The following is a 15,637-nucleotide window of genomic DNA, read 5'->3' as shown; positions in this document are numbered from 1 at the left end:
GTGTCTCTGGAAAGGAAGTTAGGGATCACGGGGCGTAGTCGGCATCACGCCACGGAGCCAACTGTGCGGGTAGCTCCCGGGTATCACGTCCTCATACCCGGGTAGGGGGTCGGCGCCCGGTCACCAGGCGAGCTGGGCGATCTCCTCCGCCACCACGGCGCAGGCGTCCGCCGCCGGATCGATCAGCGGGAAGTGGCCGACCTCCTCCAGGAACGTGACGCCCACGACCTCGCCCGCCTTCGCCGCCGCGTCGGCGTACGCCTCGGCCACCGCGAACGGCACCGTCGTGTCCGCCCGCCCCTGCACCAGGGTCGTCGCGATCCCGGTCGGCAGCAGCCCGGCCGGATCGGCGTACGGCCGCCGCCGGTCGAACAGGTCCCTTTCGCCGCCGAGCAGTTGGCCACTGGCGCCGCCGCACACCCCGAGCTCCTCGGCGAGCGCGAGGTCCGCGATCGGGGCCAGCGCCACCACGCCGCGCAGCGCGGGCGGCGCCGGGGTGCGCCACGACGCGTCGGCCGGCAGCACGTGCCGGGCCGCCAGCCACAGCGCGAGCTGGCCGCCCGCCGAGTGCCCGGTGAGCACGGTGCGCCGGGCGTCCGCCGTCGGCACGTGCTCGGCGACCAGCGCGGGCAGCGCGTCGAACGCGGCCGCCACGTCGTCGAACGTCTCCGGCCAGCGCCCCGCCACCGGCCCGTCGACGCCCTGGTGCGGCACGGAACTGCCGCGCCGGTACTCGACGTTGGCGACGGCGAAACCGCGGCGCGCGAGGAAGTCGCAGAACGGGCTCAGATGCACCCGGTCGTAGGGCGCCCGCCACGCGCCGCCGTGCAGGGCCACGACGAGCGGGGCGGCCGTCGAGCCGTCCCGTGGCGCGTAGAAGTCGACGATCTGGTCCGGGTGATCCCCGTACGCGGCGGTGACGTCCGGCGGTGCGGCGGGGTGCGAGAAGGCGGATGCCTCCTCGGCCTCGTCCCGGGCAGCGGCGGCTGCCTCATCGGGGTCAGGCATGCTCCAACCTCTCGGCGTCGCAGGTGAATTGAGTCGCGGATGAACGCGGGTGAATGGGCGAGAACGGCAAGGTAAGCGGACGCTACCAGGCCGGTGACGTGCGTCGACACGCACCGTGACCGGATAAACGGTCCTGCTGTTCCGTTACCTCGGTTACGCTGGGCGGCATGTCCCACCCTGAGGCAGACGCGAAGGCAGCAGACCCCGCGGAACCCGGCACGCTCCGTCCCGGCGGCCGCACCGCCCGGGTCCGCGCGGCCGTCCTCGCCGCCGCCGGCGACGTGCTGGCCGAGGAGGGCTTCGACCGGCTCGACCTGGCCGACGTCGCCCGCCGCGCCGAGGTCGGCAAGACGACCGTGTACCGCCGCTGGACCTCGCCCACCGGTCTGGTCGCCGACCTGCTGGCGGAGATGGCCGAGGAGTCGCTGCCCCGCTCGGCGACCGGCTCGCTGCGCGGCGACCTGACGGCCAACGCCGACCTGGTGCGGCGGACCCTCGCCGACCCGCGGCAGGGCCCGCTGTTCCGGGCCGTGATCGCGGCCGCGACCTGCGACCCGCGGACCGCGGAGGCGCTCGCCCGGTTCTACGCGGTCCGGGTCGCCGAGTGGGCCCCGGTCGTCGAGGAGGCCGTCGACCGCGGCGAACTGCCCGCGGGCACGGACGCGGCGGAGGTCGTCCGGGCCGTGTCCGCGCCCCTGTACTACCGGCTGCTCACGACGGGGACCGCGCCCACCGAGGCGGACGCGGCCCGCGCCGTCGAGGCCGTGCTCGCCGCGGCCGGCGCCGGCGTCTACGTCAGCTGAGCTCCCGGGCGAGGACCCGCGCGGCCCGCTCCACCTCGGCGAACCCCAGGTACAGCGGGGTGAAGCCGAACCGCAGCACGTCCGGGGCCCGGAAGTCCCCGACGACACCCGCCGCGATGAGCCGCCCCATCACCTCGCCCGCGTCGGCGCAGCGCAGCGCGACCTGGCTGCCGCGCGCCGCGTGCTCGCGCGGCGTCACGACCTCGACCCGGCCCTCGGGCACGTAGGCGGCGACGCACTCCAGGAAGAAGTCCGTCAGGGCGAGGGACTTGGCGCGCACCGCGCCGACCGACACGTCCGGCCGCGACCACACCTCAAGGGCCGCCTCCAGGGCCAGCATCGACAGGATGTCCGGCGTCCCGACCCGGCCCCGCACGGCACCGTCCGCGGCCTCGTACTCCGGCCGCATCCCGAACGGCTCGGCGTGCGAGTTCCAGCCGGGCAGCGGCGAGTCGAAGGCGTCCTGGTGCGCGCGCCGCACGTACAGGTACGCGGGTGAACCCGGGCCCCCGTTCAGGAACTTGTACGTGCAGCCGACCGCGAGGTCGACGCCGTGCTCGTCGAGCCCGACCGGCAGCGCGCCCGCGCTGTGGCACAGGTCCCACACCGAAACCGCCCCCGCGGCGCGGATCGACGCGGTCAGCGCCGGCAGGTCGTGCTGCCGTCCGCTGCGGTAGTCGACGTGGTTCAGCAGCACGGCCGCCGTGCGGGGGCCCAGCGCGGCCGGCACCTCGTCCGGCCGCACCGCCCGCACCTGGCAGCCCGTCATGCGCGCCGCGGACGCGGCGATGTAGCCGTCGGTCGGGAACGTCGCGGCGTCGACGAGGATCTCGTCCCGTCCGGCGTCGGGACCGCCCGCCAGCCGTACGGCACCCACCAGCGCCTTGAAGACGTTGACGCTCGTGGAGTCGCCGACCACGATCTGCCCGGGTGCCGCGCCCACCAGCGGGGCGATCAGGTCGCCGATCCGCTCGGGCGCCGTCCACCAGCCCGACTCGGTCCACGACCGGATGCGCAGCTCGCCCCACTGACGGCGCACGACGTCCTCGACCCGGCCCGGCACGTTCACGGGCAGCGCGCCCAGCGAGTTCCCGTCCAGGTACACCACGTCGTCCAGGACGAAGTCGCCCCGCACACCGGCCAGTCGGTCGGCGGCGTCCAGTTCGGCCGCGCGCTCCTGCAGGTCAGACATGGGACCTCGCCGTCCACAGCTCGGGGAACACGTTCTTCTGCGCGCGCTTCTCCAGCCACGCCACCCCGGCGCTGCCGCCGGTCCCGGTCTTGGCGCCCATCGCCCGCCGCGTCGCCACCAGATGGTCGTTGCGCCAGCGCCACACCAGCTCGGCGACATCGGTCAACGCCTCGCCGAGGCGGGCCAGTTCGGCACTCTCGTCGCCCGAGTACAGCGCCGTCCACACGGCCTCCACCTCCGGCGACGGCTCGTAGCGCTGCGACACGTCACGGTGCAGGACGGCGCGCGGCACGTCGTGCCCGCGCCGGGCGAGCAGCCGCAGCACCTCGTCGTAGAGGCTCGGCTCGTGCAGCGCCTTCTCCAGCTCGGCGTGGACGCGCGGCGCGCCGCGGTGCGGCACCAGCATCGACGCGGACTTCTCGCCGAGCAGGAACTCCATGCGCCGGTACATCGCCGACTGGAAGCCGGAGCCCTCGCCGAGGGCGGCCCGGTAGGAGTTGAACTGGGCGGGGGTGAGCTGCGCCAGCGGTCGCCAGGACGCGTTCAGCGCCTCCAGCTCGCGCAGCGACCGCTTCAGCGCGGCCACCGCGGTGGGGACGTCGTCGTCGGCGAGGGCCCGGGCCGCGGTCTCCCACTCGTGCACGATGACGGTGAACCACAGCTCCATGACCTGGGTGGTGACCAGGAAGACCATCTCGCCGGGATCGTCCGAGCGGAGGTGCTGGAGGTGGGTGAGGACATCGGCCTGGACGTAGTCCTCGTAAGGCGTGGTGCCCGCGAAGTCGAGATGCGGTGTTGCGTCCGCGTCGTGGGACATCGCTGTCTCCTGATATGTACTCCGGGTAGCGGTCCGCCCTGCCGTTACCGGCACGGGGCCCCGGTCCCCACGTGCATCCTCCGCAATCGTCCCCCGAAACGGCAAGGCCCGCCTGATCACACCAGGCGGGCCCGCCGCAAAAGGGACGAACGGCGAAATGACGCCGGACTAGCCGAGCGTCCGCGCGGCCGCCTCCGACGAGTCCTTGAGGAACTGCGAGCAGCGCTCGTACTCCTCCTGCTCACCGATGGCGCCCGCGGCGCGCGCCAGGGCGTGCAGGGCACGCAGGAAGCCGCGGTTGGGCTCGTGCTCCCACGGCACCGGGCCGTGCCCCTTCCAGCCGCTGCGGCGCAGGGCGTCGAGGCCCCGGTGGTAGCCGGTGCGGGCGTACGCGTACGACTCGACGACGCTGCCCCGCTCGAACGCCTCGTCGGCGAGCTGCGCCCAGGCGAGCGAGGAGGTGGGGTACTTCGCGGCGACGTCCGCCGGGGCGGTGCCGCCGGCGAGCAGCTCGCGCGGCTCCGGGTCGTCGGGCAGGTGGGTGGGGGCCGGTCCCCCGAGGAGGTTCTCGTGAAGGCTCATGGGTTCCAGTGTGCCGCCTCCCCCGACGGCCTAGGCCGCCACCTGCCGGACCGCCCTGACCAGGGCGTCGATCCCGGCCTCCGCCTTGGCCCGCGGACAGCCCACGTTGAGCCGCACGAAGCCCGGCGCCCCGTACGTGCCGCCGGGCATGATCGCGACCCGTTCCCGCTCGACGAGCACCCGCTGCAACTCCTCGTCCGCCCGGATCCCCAGCGGCCGCAGATCGATCCAGGCCAGGTACCCGGCGTCCGGCACCCGCCAGCCGAGCCCGGGGAAGGCGTCCGCGAGCCGCTCCTCGACCATCCGCAGCGTCTCGTACGTGTACGCCCGCAGGCCGTCCAGCCAGGCGCCGCCCTCCCGGTAGGCGGCGATGTGCGCGGTCAGCGCGAGCACGGCCGGGGACTCCAGGCCCTCGTCGTGGCCCATCCGGCGGACGAACTCGGCATGGTCGCCCGGGTCCCCGACGAACCCGTAACTCCCGCTCAGTGCGGGGAAGTTGAAGGACTTGCTGCCGGAGGTGACGAGCGCCCAGCGCAGCCCGTCCGCATAGCCGGTGAACGGCCGGTGGGTGTGCCCGTCGTGCACGAGGTCCGAGTGGATCTCGTCGCTGATCACCGCGACGTCATGGGCCCGCGCGAGGTCGGCGACGCGGCGCAGCTCGGCGTCCGTCCACACGTACCCGGTCGGATTGTGCGGCGAGCACAGCACGAACACCCGGGTGTCCGGCCGCGCCAGCTCCCGCTCCAGACCCGCCCAGTCGTCCACCGCCACGGTCCGCATGTCCCGGCCGAGTCCGAGCACCGCCTTGCGGAAGCCGTCGTACGTCGGGGTGTGCAGCACGACGCCGTCGCCGGGCCGCGTCCACATGCGCAGCAGCTGCGCGATCTGGTTCAGGACCGACGGGGCGTACACCAGCTTCTCGACGTCGACCTCGGTCGCGTACCGCTCCCGGTACCAGTCGCGGATCGCCCCGCGGAAGTCGTCGTTGCGCCAGTCCGAGTACCCGAACACCCCGTGCGCGATACGGGAGTTGAGCGCCGCGAGCACCTCGGGCGGCGAGGTGAAGTCCATGTCGGAGATGGTGAACGGCAGCAGGTCGGGGACCGGGAAGCGGTCCGTGATGCCGTCCCACTGCACGCACCAGGTGCCCCGCCGGTCCACCGGGGTGTCGAAGTCGTAGCGCACGGTCGTCTGCTCCCTGATCTGTGAGGACATGCCACGGGCCCGGCACTCGCGGGGAGCGCCGGGCCCGGACACGGGCTGGAACGGGTTACTTGATGCGGGTACCCGTCGAGCGCAGGCTCTCGCAGGCCTCGACGATGCGGGCGGTCATGCCCGACTCGGCCTTCTTGCCCCACACGCGCGGGTCGTACGTCTTCTTGTTGCCGACCTCGCCGTCGACCTTCAGGACGCCGTCGTAGTTCTCGAACATGTGGCCCGCGATCGGCCGCGTGAAGGCGTACTGGGTGTCGGTGTCGAGGTTCATCTTCACGACGCCGTTCTCCAGCGCGGTGCGGATCTCCTCCAGGGTGGAGCCCGAGCCGCCGTGGAAGACGAAGTCGAACGGCTTGGAGCCGGCCGGCTTGCCGTACTTCGCGGCGATGCCCTCGTTCAGGTCGGCGAGCAGGTCGGGGCGGAGCACGACGTTGCCCGGCTTGTACACGCCGTGCACGTTGCCGAACGAGGCGGCCAGCAGGTAGCGGCCCTTCTCGCCCAGGCCGAGCGCCTCGACGGTGCGCACCGCGTCGTCGACCGTGGTGTAGAGGTTGTCGTTGATCTCGTGCGAGACGCCGTCCTCCTCACCACCGGTCGGGGTGATCTCGATCTCCAGGATGATGTTCGCGGCCTTGGCCTTGGCGAGCAGCTCCTGGGCGATCTCCAGGTTGTCGGCGAGCGTCTCGGCCGAGCCGTCCCACATGTGCGACTGGAACAGCGGGTTGCGGCCCTCGGCGACGCGGGCCGCGGAGATGTCGAGCAGCGGGCGCACGTAGCCGTCCAGCTTGCCCTTGGGGCAGTGGTCGGTGTGCAGCGCGATCTTGTTCGGGTAGCGCTCGGCGACGACGTGCGCGAACTCGGCGAGGGCGACGGCGCCCGGCACCATGTCCTTCACACCCTGGCCGGACAGGTACTCGGCACCACCGGTCGAGATCTGGATGATGCCGTCGCTCTCGGCCTCGGCGAAGCCCTGGAGGGCCGCGTTGAGGGTCTGCGAGGACGAGACGTTGATGGCCGGGTAGGCGAACTTCCCCGCCTTGGCCCGGTCGAGCATCTCGTTGTACTGCTCCGGGGTTGCGATGGGCATCTGCCGTCTCCTCGTAAAGCGCGGATTGCGGGTGGGTTGTTCTGGTGTTCAGACCTGGTGGTCCGACCCTCACCAAGCACCAAGGGGTGACATCATCGTCGCCCCCATCTTTCCAGACTTGTGCGGATGCTCCAGTCCGGGGAAGGCCCGGAGCTTCGGGCCTTAGGGCCTGTCGCTCAGTCGAGGCCCAGCTCGTCCTTGGAGAACGCGAACAGGTAGGGCACCCCGGCACCCTCGGTGATCTTCTCGGCGGCGCCCGTGGCCCGGTCCACGATCGTCGCGACGCCGACGACCTCGGCACCGGCCTCGCGCACCGCCTGCACCGCCTCCAGCGGGGAACCGCCGGTGGTGGAGGTGTCCTCGACGACGAGCACGCGACGGCCCTTGATGTCCGGACCCTCGACGCGGCGCTGCATGCCGTGCGCCTTGGCGGCCTTGCGGACGACGAACGCGTCGAGCCGCTCGCCGCGCGCGGCGGAGGCGTGCAGCATCGCACCGGCGACCGGGTCGGCGCCCATGGTGAGACCGCCGACGGCGTCGAACTCCAGGTCCTTGGTCAGGTCCAGCAGCACCTGCCCGACCAGCGGCGCCGCCTCGCCGTCGAGGGTGACGCGGCGCAGGTCGACGTAGTAGTCGGCCTCGATGCCCGAGGAGAGGGTCACCTTGCCGTGCACCACGGCCTTGTCCTTGATCTGCTGGAGCAGCGCGTCGCGCACGTCGTTCGTCGTCATGCCTATGAGCTTAAAGGCCCGGTTTCAGGGCCGCCGCCAGGTCCAGGTGGTGCTCGCCTCCAGCGGCTCGACCGGCGTGACCAGGCGCGGCGCGGTGTTGAGGCCGTTCGGGGGCCCGGTCTGCGGTTCGACGCAGACCGCCGCCTCCTGCTCGTCGTAGACCACGGCCCACGGCTCGCGGCTCGTCACGTTCACCGCCAGCTCGCCGGGCCAGGTCAGGGTCACGTCCACCCCGTCCGGCATCCCGAAGCAGTCGTCCCACGGCTGCGGCCGCACGTCGATCCGGTTGCCGGTGGGCAGGTGGTCGTCGCCGCGCTCCTCCTGCCAGGCGGCGTCGAAGGCGATCCGCACGGGGCTGCCGCCGTCGCGCAGCGTCCGGTTGAACCAGGGGTGCCAGCCGATCTGCGCCGGGAAGGAGTCCCCGTACGTCTCGATGCCGATGCTCAGCGTCAGCGCGTCCTCGGTGAGCGCGACGATCTGCGTGACGCGGCCGGGCCAGGGCCAGGGCTCGGTGAGGTCGTACGTGAACACGGCCTCGGTGTCCGTGACGCGCGCGGTGGTCCACTCGGCGTCGCGGCCGAAGCCGTGGATCGCGTGCGGCGGGGAGTTCAGCGGCATCTGGTACGTCCGGCCGCCGTCCCGGAACCGGCCGTCGCGGATGCGTCCGCACCACGGCACCATCGGGAAGCACCCGTACCGGTCGCCCTGCCGCAGCAGCTCGGTACCGGCGATCTTCAGGCTGCTCACCCGGCAGCCGTTCCCCGGCGCCACGGTCACTTCCGCGTCGCCCGCGGTCAGCGTCGTCTCCTGTGTCGTCACGACCACTGACCCTATGCGGCGTCCGGCTACCGCCGCCTGCGCAGGGCCCTTCCGACGACGATCGCCGAGGCGACCGCGAGGGCGGCGGCGGGTGCGGCCCAGCGCAGGGTGGCGCTCGCGGTGACGCCGTCCGGGGCGGGCACCGGGGCGTACCGGCCGCGCGGCGGGGCGTGGTCGACCTCCTCCGCGCTGCGGCCGATCATGGTGCGGCGGGCGTGCGCGGCGGCCGGTTCGGCGGGCAGGTCCTCGTCGGACTCCTCGTCGTACGCGGCGTCCAGGGACGGCGGCGGCACGTCGGTCTCGTACACGGACAGCGAGGCCACGTCCACGACGTCGTCCACGTCGGCGTCCACTACGTCCGCGGCTCCCGGGGCCTGCGCGGCCTCGTCCTCCCCACCCGCGGGTTCCTCGCTCTCGGGTTCCTCGCTCCCGGGGTCCGAGCCGGGCTCCTGGCCCGCCGCTCCCAGGTTCTCCGCGAAACGGTTCAGCAGCCGGTGGGCCGCCGACGCCACCGCGTCCTGCGGGAGCTCGGCCACCCGGCCGTCGCCCGACGCGGTGCCGGTGAAGGTGAGCGCGGAGCCGCCGTCCGCCGCGGCGACCCGGGCGGTCAGGGCGAACGTCACGCCTCCCGCGCCGCGGGCCTCGGTGCCCTCGCCGCTCACGGCGTAGGAACCGTCGGACGCCTCGGTCACGGTGACGCTGCCGCGGTACGTGATGGCGTGCCCGCCGATGCGTACCTTGAGGCGGCCTCCGTCGCCGGAGGCGTCGCGCTGGAACCCGGGCAGGGCCCTGGCGACGCGGAGGGGGTCGCAGAGCACTCCCCGTAGGGACTCCGCCGGAACCGGAACGAACACCTCATGCTCCATGTCAGCCGAGCGTAGCGACTCCGCCGGGAACGTGGACCCTCTTCGCCGTTGCGGATCGCTCTTTCGTCGGCGGGCGCGGGTCCGGTGGGGGCTGCTCGCGCCCCCAGAAGCACGGCCGCGCGCCGTGACCGCGACTGCTCGTTCGCCGGGTGCGGGTGCGTGGGGCTTCTCGCGCAGTTCCCCGCGCCCCCAAAAGCACGGCCGCGCGCCGTGGCCGCGACTGCTCGTTCGCCGGGTGCGGGACTCGTCGTGGCCGCTCGCGCAGTTCCCCGCGCCCCTGGAGCATGCGGCTTCGCCGCAGCCCCATCGGCGCCCCATGAGACGGCGCACGAAGTGCGCCTCTCAGGGGCGCGGGGAACTGCGCGAGAACCCCCACCGCCCCGCAGACGCAGTCGGCATTTCAGGGGCGCGGGGAACTGCGCGGCCAGCCCGCGCCGGGCGGTCAGGCGGAGGTCAATAGCGGGGATGCACCAGGGTCGACGGGGCGTACCCCGGTTCCGGTCGGAGGGTCCGCCCACCCGTGGGCAAAACCAGTTCGGGAGACCGCCACCCCGCCAGGACGAAACCCGCCCCACCACTCCCCCGGTAGGGCACGACCCGCAACCCGGCCGACCGCACGGTCGCCGCCACCGTCCAGAACCGCCCGGACAGGGCCCCCGCATGCACGACCACCCGCCCCCGCGCCGTCAGCACCCGACCCACGAGCCCGTAGAACTCCTGGGAGTACAGCTTCGTGCTGTCGGTCAGAGCGGGGTCGGGCAGATCGCAGATCACCACGTCGTAGGGGGCAGCGCCGCGCGCCTGCCGGAGCATGGCGAAGACGTCCCGCGTGGTCACCCGGACCCGCGGATCGCTCAGCGCCCGCCCGTTCAGCGCGGTCAGCCCGGGGTCGGTCCTGGCCAGCCGGACGACACCGGGGTCGGTGTCGACGACGTCGACCCGCCGCACCCCGGTCCTGCGGAGCACCTCGCGGACCGCGACCCCGTCACCGCCGCCCAGGACCAGGACGCGGGCGTGCGGCCCACGCATCGCGGGGTCGACGAGCGCGGCCCGGTACCGCTGCGCCTCGCTGCCGCGCACCCGCAGCCGGCCGTCCAGATAGAGGTCGGTGAAGCGGCCCCGCCCGCCGGCCCCCTGGGTCAGCACGACCTCCTGCGCCCCGGTCTGCACGGCGACCCGCACCTGCGCCCCGAACAGGGCGTTGCGCGCGGCCCGTTCGAAGTCGTCGACGAGGACCAGGGCGGTGGCGAGCAGGCCGAGCACCGTGACGTTGGCGACGAGCAGCAGCCAGCGGCCGCGCGGGCTGAGGTCGCGCCGGAACAGGCCGAGCACCAGCGCGCCGCCGGCCATCGCGTTGACCACACCGGTGACGAGGGCGCCGGTCAGCTGGCCGAGCAGCGGCAGGAGCAGGAACGGGAAGGCGAGGCCGCCGACGAGCGCGCCCACGTAGTCCGCGGCGAACAGGTCGGCGACCGCGCCGCCCGGGTCCTGCCGTCTGACGCGCTGGATCAGGACCATGAGCAGCGGTACCTCGGCGCCGATCAGGATGCCGATGGCCAGCGAGAAGGCGACCAGCAGATAGCGCGGGCCGTCGGTCCACGCCCCGCCCCAGTCGCCGGTCCACGCGAACACCGCGTACAGGGCCAGGGCGCTGCACCCGCCGACGAGCGCGAGCACCGCCTCGACCATGCCGAAGCCGGCCGCGGCCCGGTGGCGCAGCCGTTTGGCGGCGAGCGAGCCGAGCCCCATCGCGAACACCATGACGGAGAGCACGACGGAGGCCTGGGTGACCGAGTCACCCATCAAGTACGAGGCGAGCGCCACCAGTTCGAGTTCGTAGACGAGCCCGCAGGCCGCGCAGACGAAGACGCCGGCGAGGACGAGGAACCGTCCGGTGGCCGGCTTCACCGGGAGCGGGGCACGGTCCGGCGCGGCGGAGGGCCGGTGGGTGCCGGGACCTCCGGGCGGTGCGGGCGCGTGCGGATCGATCACCCTGGCACGCTACGTCACCGTTCGACTCCGTCCGGTCACCCACACGTGTGGAACAGATGCCGCACGCGCATACATCCGCCCGGGAGCGCTTCAGAGCGCGGCGGCCGGCACCCGCACGCCCACCCTGCTGCGGGTGGCGACGAGTTGACCGTCCTGCGGGTAGGCGTGCCAGGTGCGCCAGTGCACCTGGCCCTCGTGGCGCTGGGCGAGCATCGCCGTGAAGGCGTGCGGACTGCCCGGGAAGACGCCCGCAAGCCCGTTCGGGTGGTCGGCGACCAGGGCCAGCAACTCCTGGGCGCGACCGGCGAACTGACCTGCCGTCAAATGTTCGACGCGGGCCGCGAATTCGTACTCCCAGTCGCCCACGCGCTTGGCGACGCCGAGCGGGAGCGGGGTGCTGCTGCCGGGGATACAGGCGACGGTCTCCGAGCAGCTGCCGTTCGCCTCTTCGAGGAGTACCTGGTGGGAGGCGCCGAGCAGCCGCAACTGGAGCTTGGCGCCGGCGAGTTCGAGGTCGAGGGTGGCGAGGGCGGGCAGGGGCTCGCGCCCCAGGGTCCAGGCAAGATCGTCCGCACTCGTATCGGTGTAGGCAGTGTTCAGGGTCGTGAGCATGGGTCGGCTCCGCTAGCACGCAAAGGAGGGGGGGCCGGCTACGTCAAAGGGACCGGCTCGTGCCCACGCGAACGCGATGAGTACGTAGTACGAGGGCTGCGTTGACGGTTAAAAGGGAATCATGGGCGACGGCGCCCTCACAGCGTTTTTACCCAACTTCGGAGGGTTTCCATCCCCCCGAGGGCTGCACAGCTCAACTGTTCAACTTCCGCGGCCATCTTTCGCGCCCGGCGCACAACCTCCGGGCGTCATGGAGAACAAGCGTGCGGCCCACGCGGACCGACTGCCCCGTGTCAGTCGTCTCCGCGCGGGCCGCACGCCTTCCGGGCGCGACGTCAGCTGCCGCCGCCGCACCCTCCCCCGCCACCGCACGACGAGCCGCCCCCGCAGGAGCTGCCGCCCCCACCGCAGGAGGAGCTCCCGCCGCACGACGAGTGATGCCCGTGATGACCCGACGAGCCGGTCGAGCAGGTGACGCCCCCCGAGCTCCCGACGCTCCCGCTGCCCCCGGCCGCCCACCAGCTGCTGTCGCTCCGCGACTTCCGCTGCTTCCCCGGCTTCCGTGCGTTCTTGTTCAGCGACGTGCGCGCGGCGCCCCCACTGCGCGAGCGGCCGCTGCCGCCCGCCTTGGCCGTGCCGATCACGATGGCGACGACGACGGCCATGAAGATGACGATGAAGACTGCTTCCATCACAGTCCTCCTCTCTCTTGCCCCCGAATCCCCCGAGGGGCGCCCCGAGCGGGGCGTGTGAGGGGGATGCCCCTGCCCGTACGCGGTCAAAGCAGAGTTGAGGAACTCCAGAGGTTCGGCGCAGGATGGCGCCCATGACCTCCAGCGCGCGCCCTCTCCTCAACCGCCGACTCGCCGAGTTCGGGACCACGATCTTCGCGGAGATGTCCGCGCTGGCCCTCTCCACCGGCTCCATCAACCTGGGCCAGGGCTTCCCCGACACCGACGGCCCCGAGCAGGTGCGCGAGGCGGCGGTGCGGGCGCTGCGCGACGGGCGCGGCAACCAGTACCCGCCGGGCCCCGGCGTCCCCGAGCTGCGCACCGCGATCGCCGGCCACCAGCGGCGGCGCTACGGCATCGAGCTCGACCCGGACCGCGAGGTCCTCGTCACCGCGGGCGCGACGGAGGCCATCGCCGCCTCGCTGCTCGCGCTCGTCGAGCCCGGTGACGAGGTCGTCGCGTTCGAGCCGTACTACGACTCGTACGCGGCGAGCATCGCGCTGGCCGGCGGCACCCGCGTGCCGGTGACGCTGCGCCCGCACGAAGGAAGCTTCCGCCTCGACCTCGACGAGCTGCGCGCCGCGATCACCCCCCGCACCCGCCTGCTGCTCATCAACACCCCGCACAACCCGACCGGCACCGTCCTGACCCGCGCCGAGCTGACGGCGATCGCCGAGCTCGCCGTCGAGCGCGATCTGCTGGTCGTCACCGACGAGGTCTACGAGCACCTCACCTTCGACGACGCCGAGCACGTCCCGCTCGCGACGCTGCCCGGGATGCGGGAGCGGACGGTGACGATCGGCTCGGCCGGCAAGACGTTCTCGTTCACGGGCTGGAAGGTCGGCTGGGTGACGTCGACGCCGGAGCTGGTGACGGCGGTCCGCTCCGCCAAGCAGTTCCTCACGTACGTCTCGTCCGGCCCGTTCCAGTACGCGGTCGCGGAGGCCCTCGCCCTGCCCGACTCCTACTTCGCCGACTTCCGCGCCGACATGACGGCCAAGCGCGACCTGCTCGCGGCGGGCCTCACGGACGCGGGCTTCGAGGTCTTCAAGCCCGCGGGCACCTACTTCATCACCACCGACATCCGCCCGCTCGACCCGTCGGGCGACGGCTTCGCGTTCTGCCGGGCGCTGCCCGAGCGGTGCGGCGTCGTGGCGATCCCGAACGCCGTGTTCTACGACGACAGGGCGGCGGGCGCACCCTTCGTACGGTTCGCGTTCTGCAAGCGGCAGGACGTGCTCGCGGAGGCGGCGGCGCGGCTCAAGTCGATGTAGCCGGCGGGTCCCGGGCCCCCGTCCGGACGCGTCCGACTCGCGCCTGACGAGGCGTCATCGGAGGGTTCGGATGTGACCCAGCCGAGCACCGCCCTCCTCGACGCGCCCACTCCCCCCGCAGCACCCAGGACCCTGTCGCGCCCGCCCGTGGCAGGCGCGGCCCGCGCGCTCGCCCTCTTCGCGGCGGCCCGGCTCACCGGAATGCTCGCCGTCGCCGTCGGCGCCTGGCTGACCGGGCAGAAACCCTTCGCGCTGCTCGGCCGGTCCTGGGACTCGCTCTGGTACGCCGGCATCGCCACGCACGGCTACGGCGCCCGCACCCTGCACTTCGAGGCCGGTGTCGTCCACAGCGACCTGGCGTTCTTCCCGCTGTACCCGGCGCTGATCCGCGCCGTCCACACCGTGCTGCCGATCGGCGCGGGCGGCGCGGCGCTGCTGCTCGCGTGGGCGGCGACGCTCGCCGCGGCCCTCGGCGTCCACCGCATCGGCGAGCACCTGCACGGCCGCACGGTGGCCACGCTCCTCGTCGTCCTGTGGGGCCTGCTCCCGCACTCCGTCGTGCTGTCCATGGCCTACACGGAACCGCTGCTCACCGCGCTCGCCGCCTGGTCGCTGTACGCGGTGCTCACCGGGCGCTGGCTGTGGGCGGGCACCCTCGCCGCGCTCGCCGGGCTGTCCCGGCCGAACGGCTTCGCGGTCGCCGCGGCGGTCCTGGCCACGGCCGCGTACGAGATCGTGCGGCGGCGCGGCCGGGTTCCCCACAGGCTGTGGACGGGCGCCGCGCTCGCGCCGCTCGGCTGGGCCTCGTACGTGCTGTGGGTGGGGATCCGCAAGGGCGATCCGCTCGGCGGCTACTTCGCGGTGCAGCGCGGCTGGGGATCGACGTTCGACTTCGGGGCCGGTTCGGCCCGGTTCATCCGGAAGATGCTGCTCGACGGCGACCGCTTCGTCTTCGCCGTGACCCTGCTGATCGTCGCGGTGGCGGTGCTGCTCTTCGCGCTCCTGGTCCTCGACCGGGCGCCGCTGCCGCTCCTGGTGTTCAGCGGGGTGCTGCTCCTGATCACGGTCGGCGGCTCCGGCTTCTTCGAGTCGAAGCCGCGCTTCCTGCTCCCCGCGTTCCCGCTGCTGCTGCCGCTCGCCTGCGCGCTGGCCCGCACGGCGAGAGCCCGGCCTGCGCACGCCCTCCTGGTGGTGGGCGTACTGGCCGGGCTCTCGGTGACGTACGGGACGTATCTGATCGTGTACGCCCACACGCCGCTGTAGCCGGGGGCGGACGGTCCTACTCGGAGTCGTCGTCCTCGGGCTTCTCGTCGGCGGAGTCGACGTCGGCCTCCAGGCCGAGCTGCTCCACCAGCCAGCGGTCGAACTCGATCGCGGCGCGCACCCAGCTGACGGTCGACGACACGAAGTGCTCCAGCGAGACACCGGTGCCGATCAGCATCTGGGCCTCGCCGATGAGGCGGACCTGGCCGTCGTCGTGGGTGTGGCTGTAGACCTTGGGCCACAGGGTGCGGCGGTTCCAGTCGTCGATCGACTCCAGGAGCTGCGGCTTGATCTCGATGGCGTGCGGCCGGTCGTAGAAGGTCCGCACCGAGAAGACCTGCTGGTCGCCCTCGCCACGGAACATGAAGTAGGTGCGGAACTCCTCCCACGGAGCCGCGAGGTCACCCTCTTCGTCGGTGACGTACTTGAGCTCCATCTGCTCGAGGAGCTGCTTGACCAGATCCTGGTCGGGAATGACGGGGCCCGCCGGTCCCGCCCCCTGCTGCGGCTGGGGCTGTCCCCCGAAATTCGGAATCGAGGACGGGTCGATGCTCACGGTTCTTGGTCCCTTCGTATGGTTCCGGCCCATCCTCTCCCACCGGGCCCCCCGGGGGGCAAGCCCGGAAGCCCGTCTGCCTTGTTTCG

Annotated in this window: 16 protein-coding genes; 4 read left to right on the top strand and 12 right to left on the bottom strand. The window is 72.9% G+C overall.

Going from position 1 to position 15,637, the window contains the following annotated elements; translation table 11 throughout:
• Positions 1–120: 120 nt before the first annotated feature.
• Entirely contained in the window at positions 121–1,008 is an 888-nt protein-coding gene (locus RBJ77_RS46690; RefSeq protein ID WP_372350527.1) for an alpha/beta hydrolase, read from the bottom strand.
• Between the two features lie 167 nt (positions 1,009–1,175).
• Between RBJ77_RS46690 and RBJ77_RS46685 the strand changes: the two genes are divergently transcribed.
• Positions 1,176–1,811, top strand: coding sequence for a TetR/AcrR family transcriptional regulator (locus tag RBJ77_RS46685; protein ID WP_372350526.1), 636 nt, complete (start codon positions 1,176–1,178; stop codon positions 1,809–1,811).
• Here RBJ77_RS46685 and kynU read toward each other — a convergent pair.
• The 10 genes from kynU to RBJ77_RS46635 all read right to left on the bottom strand — a co-directional run bounded on the left by kynU (position 1,804) and on the right by RBJ77_RS46635 (position 11,724).
• A complete protein-coding gene (gene kynU, locus RBJ77_RS46680; protein ID WP_372350525.1) occupies positions 1,804–3,003 on the bottom strand; it encodes a kynureninase in 1,200 nt (399 codons plus the stop codon). The two genes, RBJ77_RS46685 and kynU, sit on opposite strands and share 8 nt — an antisense overlap.
• Positions 2,996–3,820 (bottom strand): tryptophan 2,3-dioxygenase family protein, encoded by an 825-nt coding sequence (locus tag RBJ77_RS46675; protein ID WP_372350524.1) that lies wholly within the window; start codon positions 3,818–3,820, stop codon positions 2,996–2,998. The genes kynU and RBJ77_RS46675 overlap by 8 nt, the downstream gene beginning before the upstream one ends.
• A 168-nt stretch (positions 3,821–3,988) precedes the next feature.
• A complete protein-coding gene (locus tag RBJ77_RS46670) occupies positions 3,989–4,402 on the bottom strand; it encodes a DUF3151 domain-containing protein (RefSeq protein WP_372350523.1) in 414 nt (137 codons plus the stop codon).
• Between the two features lie 30 nt (positions 4,403–4,432).
• Positions 4,433–5,617 (bottom strand): MalY/PatB family protein, encoded by a 1,185-nt coding sequence (locus tag RBJ77_RS46665; protein ID WP_372350522.1) that lies wholly within the window; start codon positions 5,615–5,617, stop codon positions 4,433–4,435.
• A gap of 55 nt (positions 5,618–5,672) precedes the next feature.
• Positions 5,673–6,704, bottom strand: a complete 1,032-nt coding sequence (gene fbaA / locus RBJ77_RS46660; RefSeq protein WP_372350521.1) for a class II fructose-bisphosphate aldolase — start codon at positions 6,702–6,704, stop codon at positions 5,673–5,675.
• Positions 6,705–6,880: 176 nt separating this feature from the next.
• Positions 6,881–7,435, bottom strand: coding sequence for an orotate phosphoribosyltransferase (pyrE, locus tag RBJ77_RS46655; protein WP_255979576.1), 555 nt, complete (start codon positions 7,433–7,435; stop codon positions 6,881–6,883).
• Between the two features lie 24 nt (positions 7,436–7,459).
• Entirely contained in the window at positions 7,460–8,254 is a 795-nt protein-coding gene (locus RBJ77_RS46650) for an aldose 1-epimerase (RefSeq protein WP_372350520.1), read from the bottom strand.
• 26 nt (positions 8,255–8,280) lie between these two features.
• The gene (locus RBJ77_RS46645) at positions 8,281–9,120 is read right to left on the bottom strand and encodes an SRPBCC domain-containing protein (RefSeq protein ID WP_372350519.1); all 840 of its coding nucleotides are present in this window, start codon (positions 9,118–9,120) and stop codon (positions 8,281–8,283) included.
• Positions 9,121–9,573: 453 nt separating this feature from the next.
• Positions 9,574–11,112 carry a polyamine aminopropyltransferase gene (locus RBJ77_RS46640; RefSeq protein WP_372350518.1) on the bottom strand — a complete coding sequence of 513 codons (1,539 nt, stop codon included), beginning with the start codon at positions 11,110–11,112 and terminating at the stop codon, positions 9,574–9,576.
• Between the two features lie 90 nt (positions 11,113–11,202).
• A complete protein-coding gene (locus tag RBJ77_RS46635) occupies positions 11,203–11,724 on the bottom strand; it encodes a DUF2617 family protein (RefSeq protein WP_372350517.1) in 522 nt (173 codons plus the stop codon).
• 471 nt (positions 11,725–12,195) lie between these two features.
• Here RBJ77_RS46635 and RBJ77_RS46630 point away from each other — a divergent pair, with 471 nt between their 5' ends.
• From RBJ77_RS46630 to RBJ77_RS46620, 3 genes are all read left to right on the top strand, one after another.
• Positions 12,196–12,477 carry a hypothetical protein gene (locus tag RBJ77_RS46630; RefSeq protein ID WP_372350516.1) on the top strand — a complete coding sequence of 94 codons (282 nt, stop codon included), beginning with the start codon at positions 12,196–12,198 and terminating at the stop codon, positions 12,475–12,477.
• 64 nt (positions 12,478–12,541) lie between these two features.
• Entirely contained in the window at positions 12,542–13,729 is a 1,188-nt protein-coding gene (locus RBJ77_RS46625; protein WP_372350515.1) for a pyridoxal phosphate-dependent aminotransferase, read from the top strand.
• 72 nt (positions 13,730–13,801) lie between these two features.
• Positions 13,802–14,992 carry a hypothetical protein gene (locus RBJ77_RS46620; protein ID WP_372350514.1) on the top strand — a complete coding sequence of 397 codons (1,191 nt, stop codon included), beginning with the start codon at positions 13,802–13,804 and terminating at the stop codon, positions 14,990–14,992.
• A 16-nt stretch (positions 14,993–15,008) separates the two neighbouring features.
• On the opposite strand, the gene RBJ77_RS46615 is transcribed toward RBJ77_RS46620, so the two are convergent.
• Positions 15,009–15,548, bottom strand: coding sequence for a YbjN domain-containing protein (locus RBJ77_RS46615; RefSeq protein ID WP_255978132.1), 540 nt, complete (start codon positions 15,546–15,548; stop codon positions 15,009–15,011).
• Positions 15,549–15,637 lie beyond the last annotated feature (89 nt).

It is taken from the genome of Streptomyces sp. KL116D, assembly GCF_030766975.1.
Classification (GTDB): Bacteria; Actinomycetota; Actinomycetes; order Streptomycetales; family Streptomycetaceae; genus Streptomyces; species Streptomyces longispororuber_A.
This window is presented reverse-complemented; position numbering and strand designations above follow the sequence as displayed.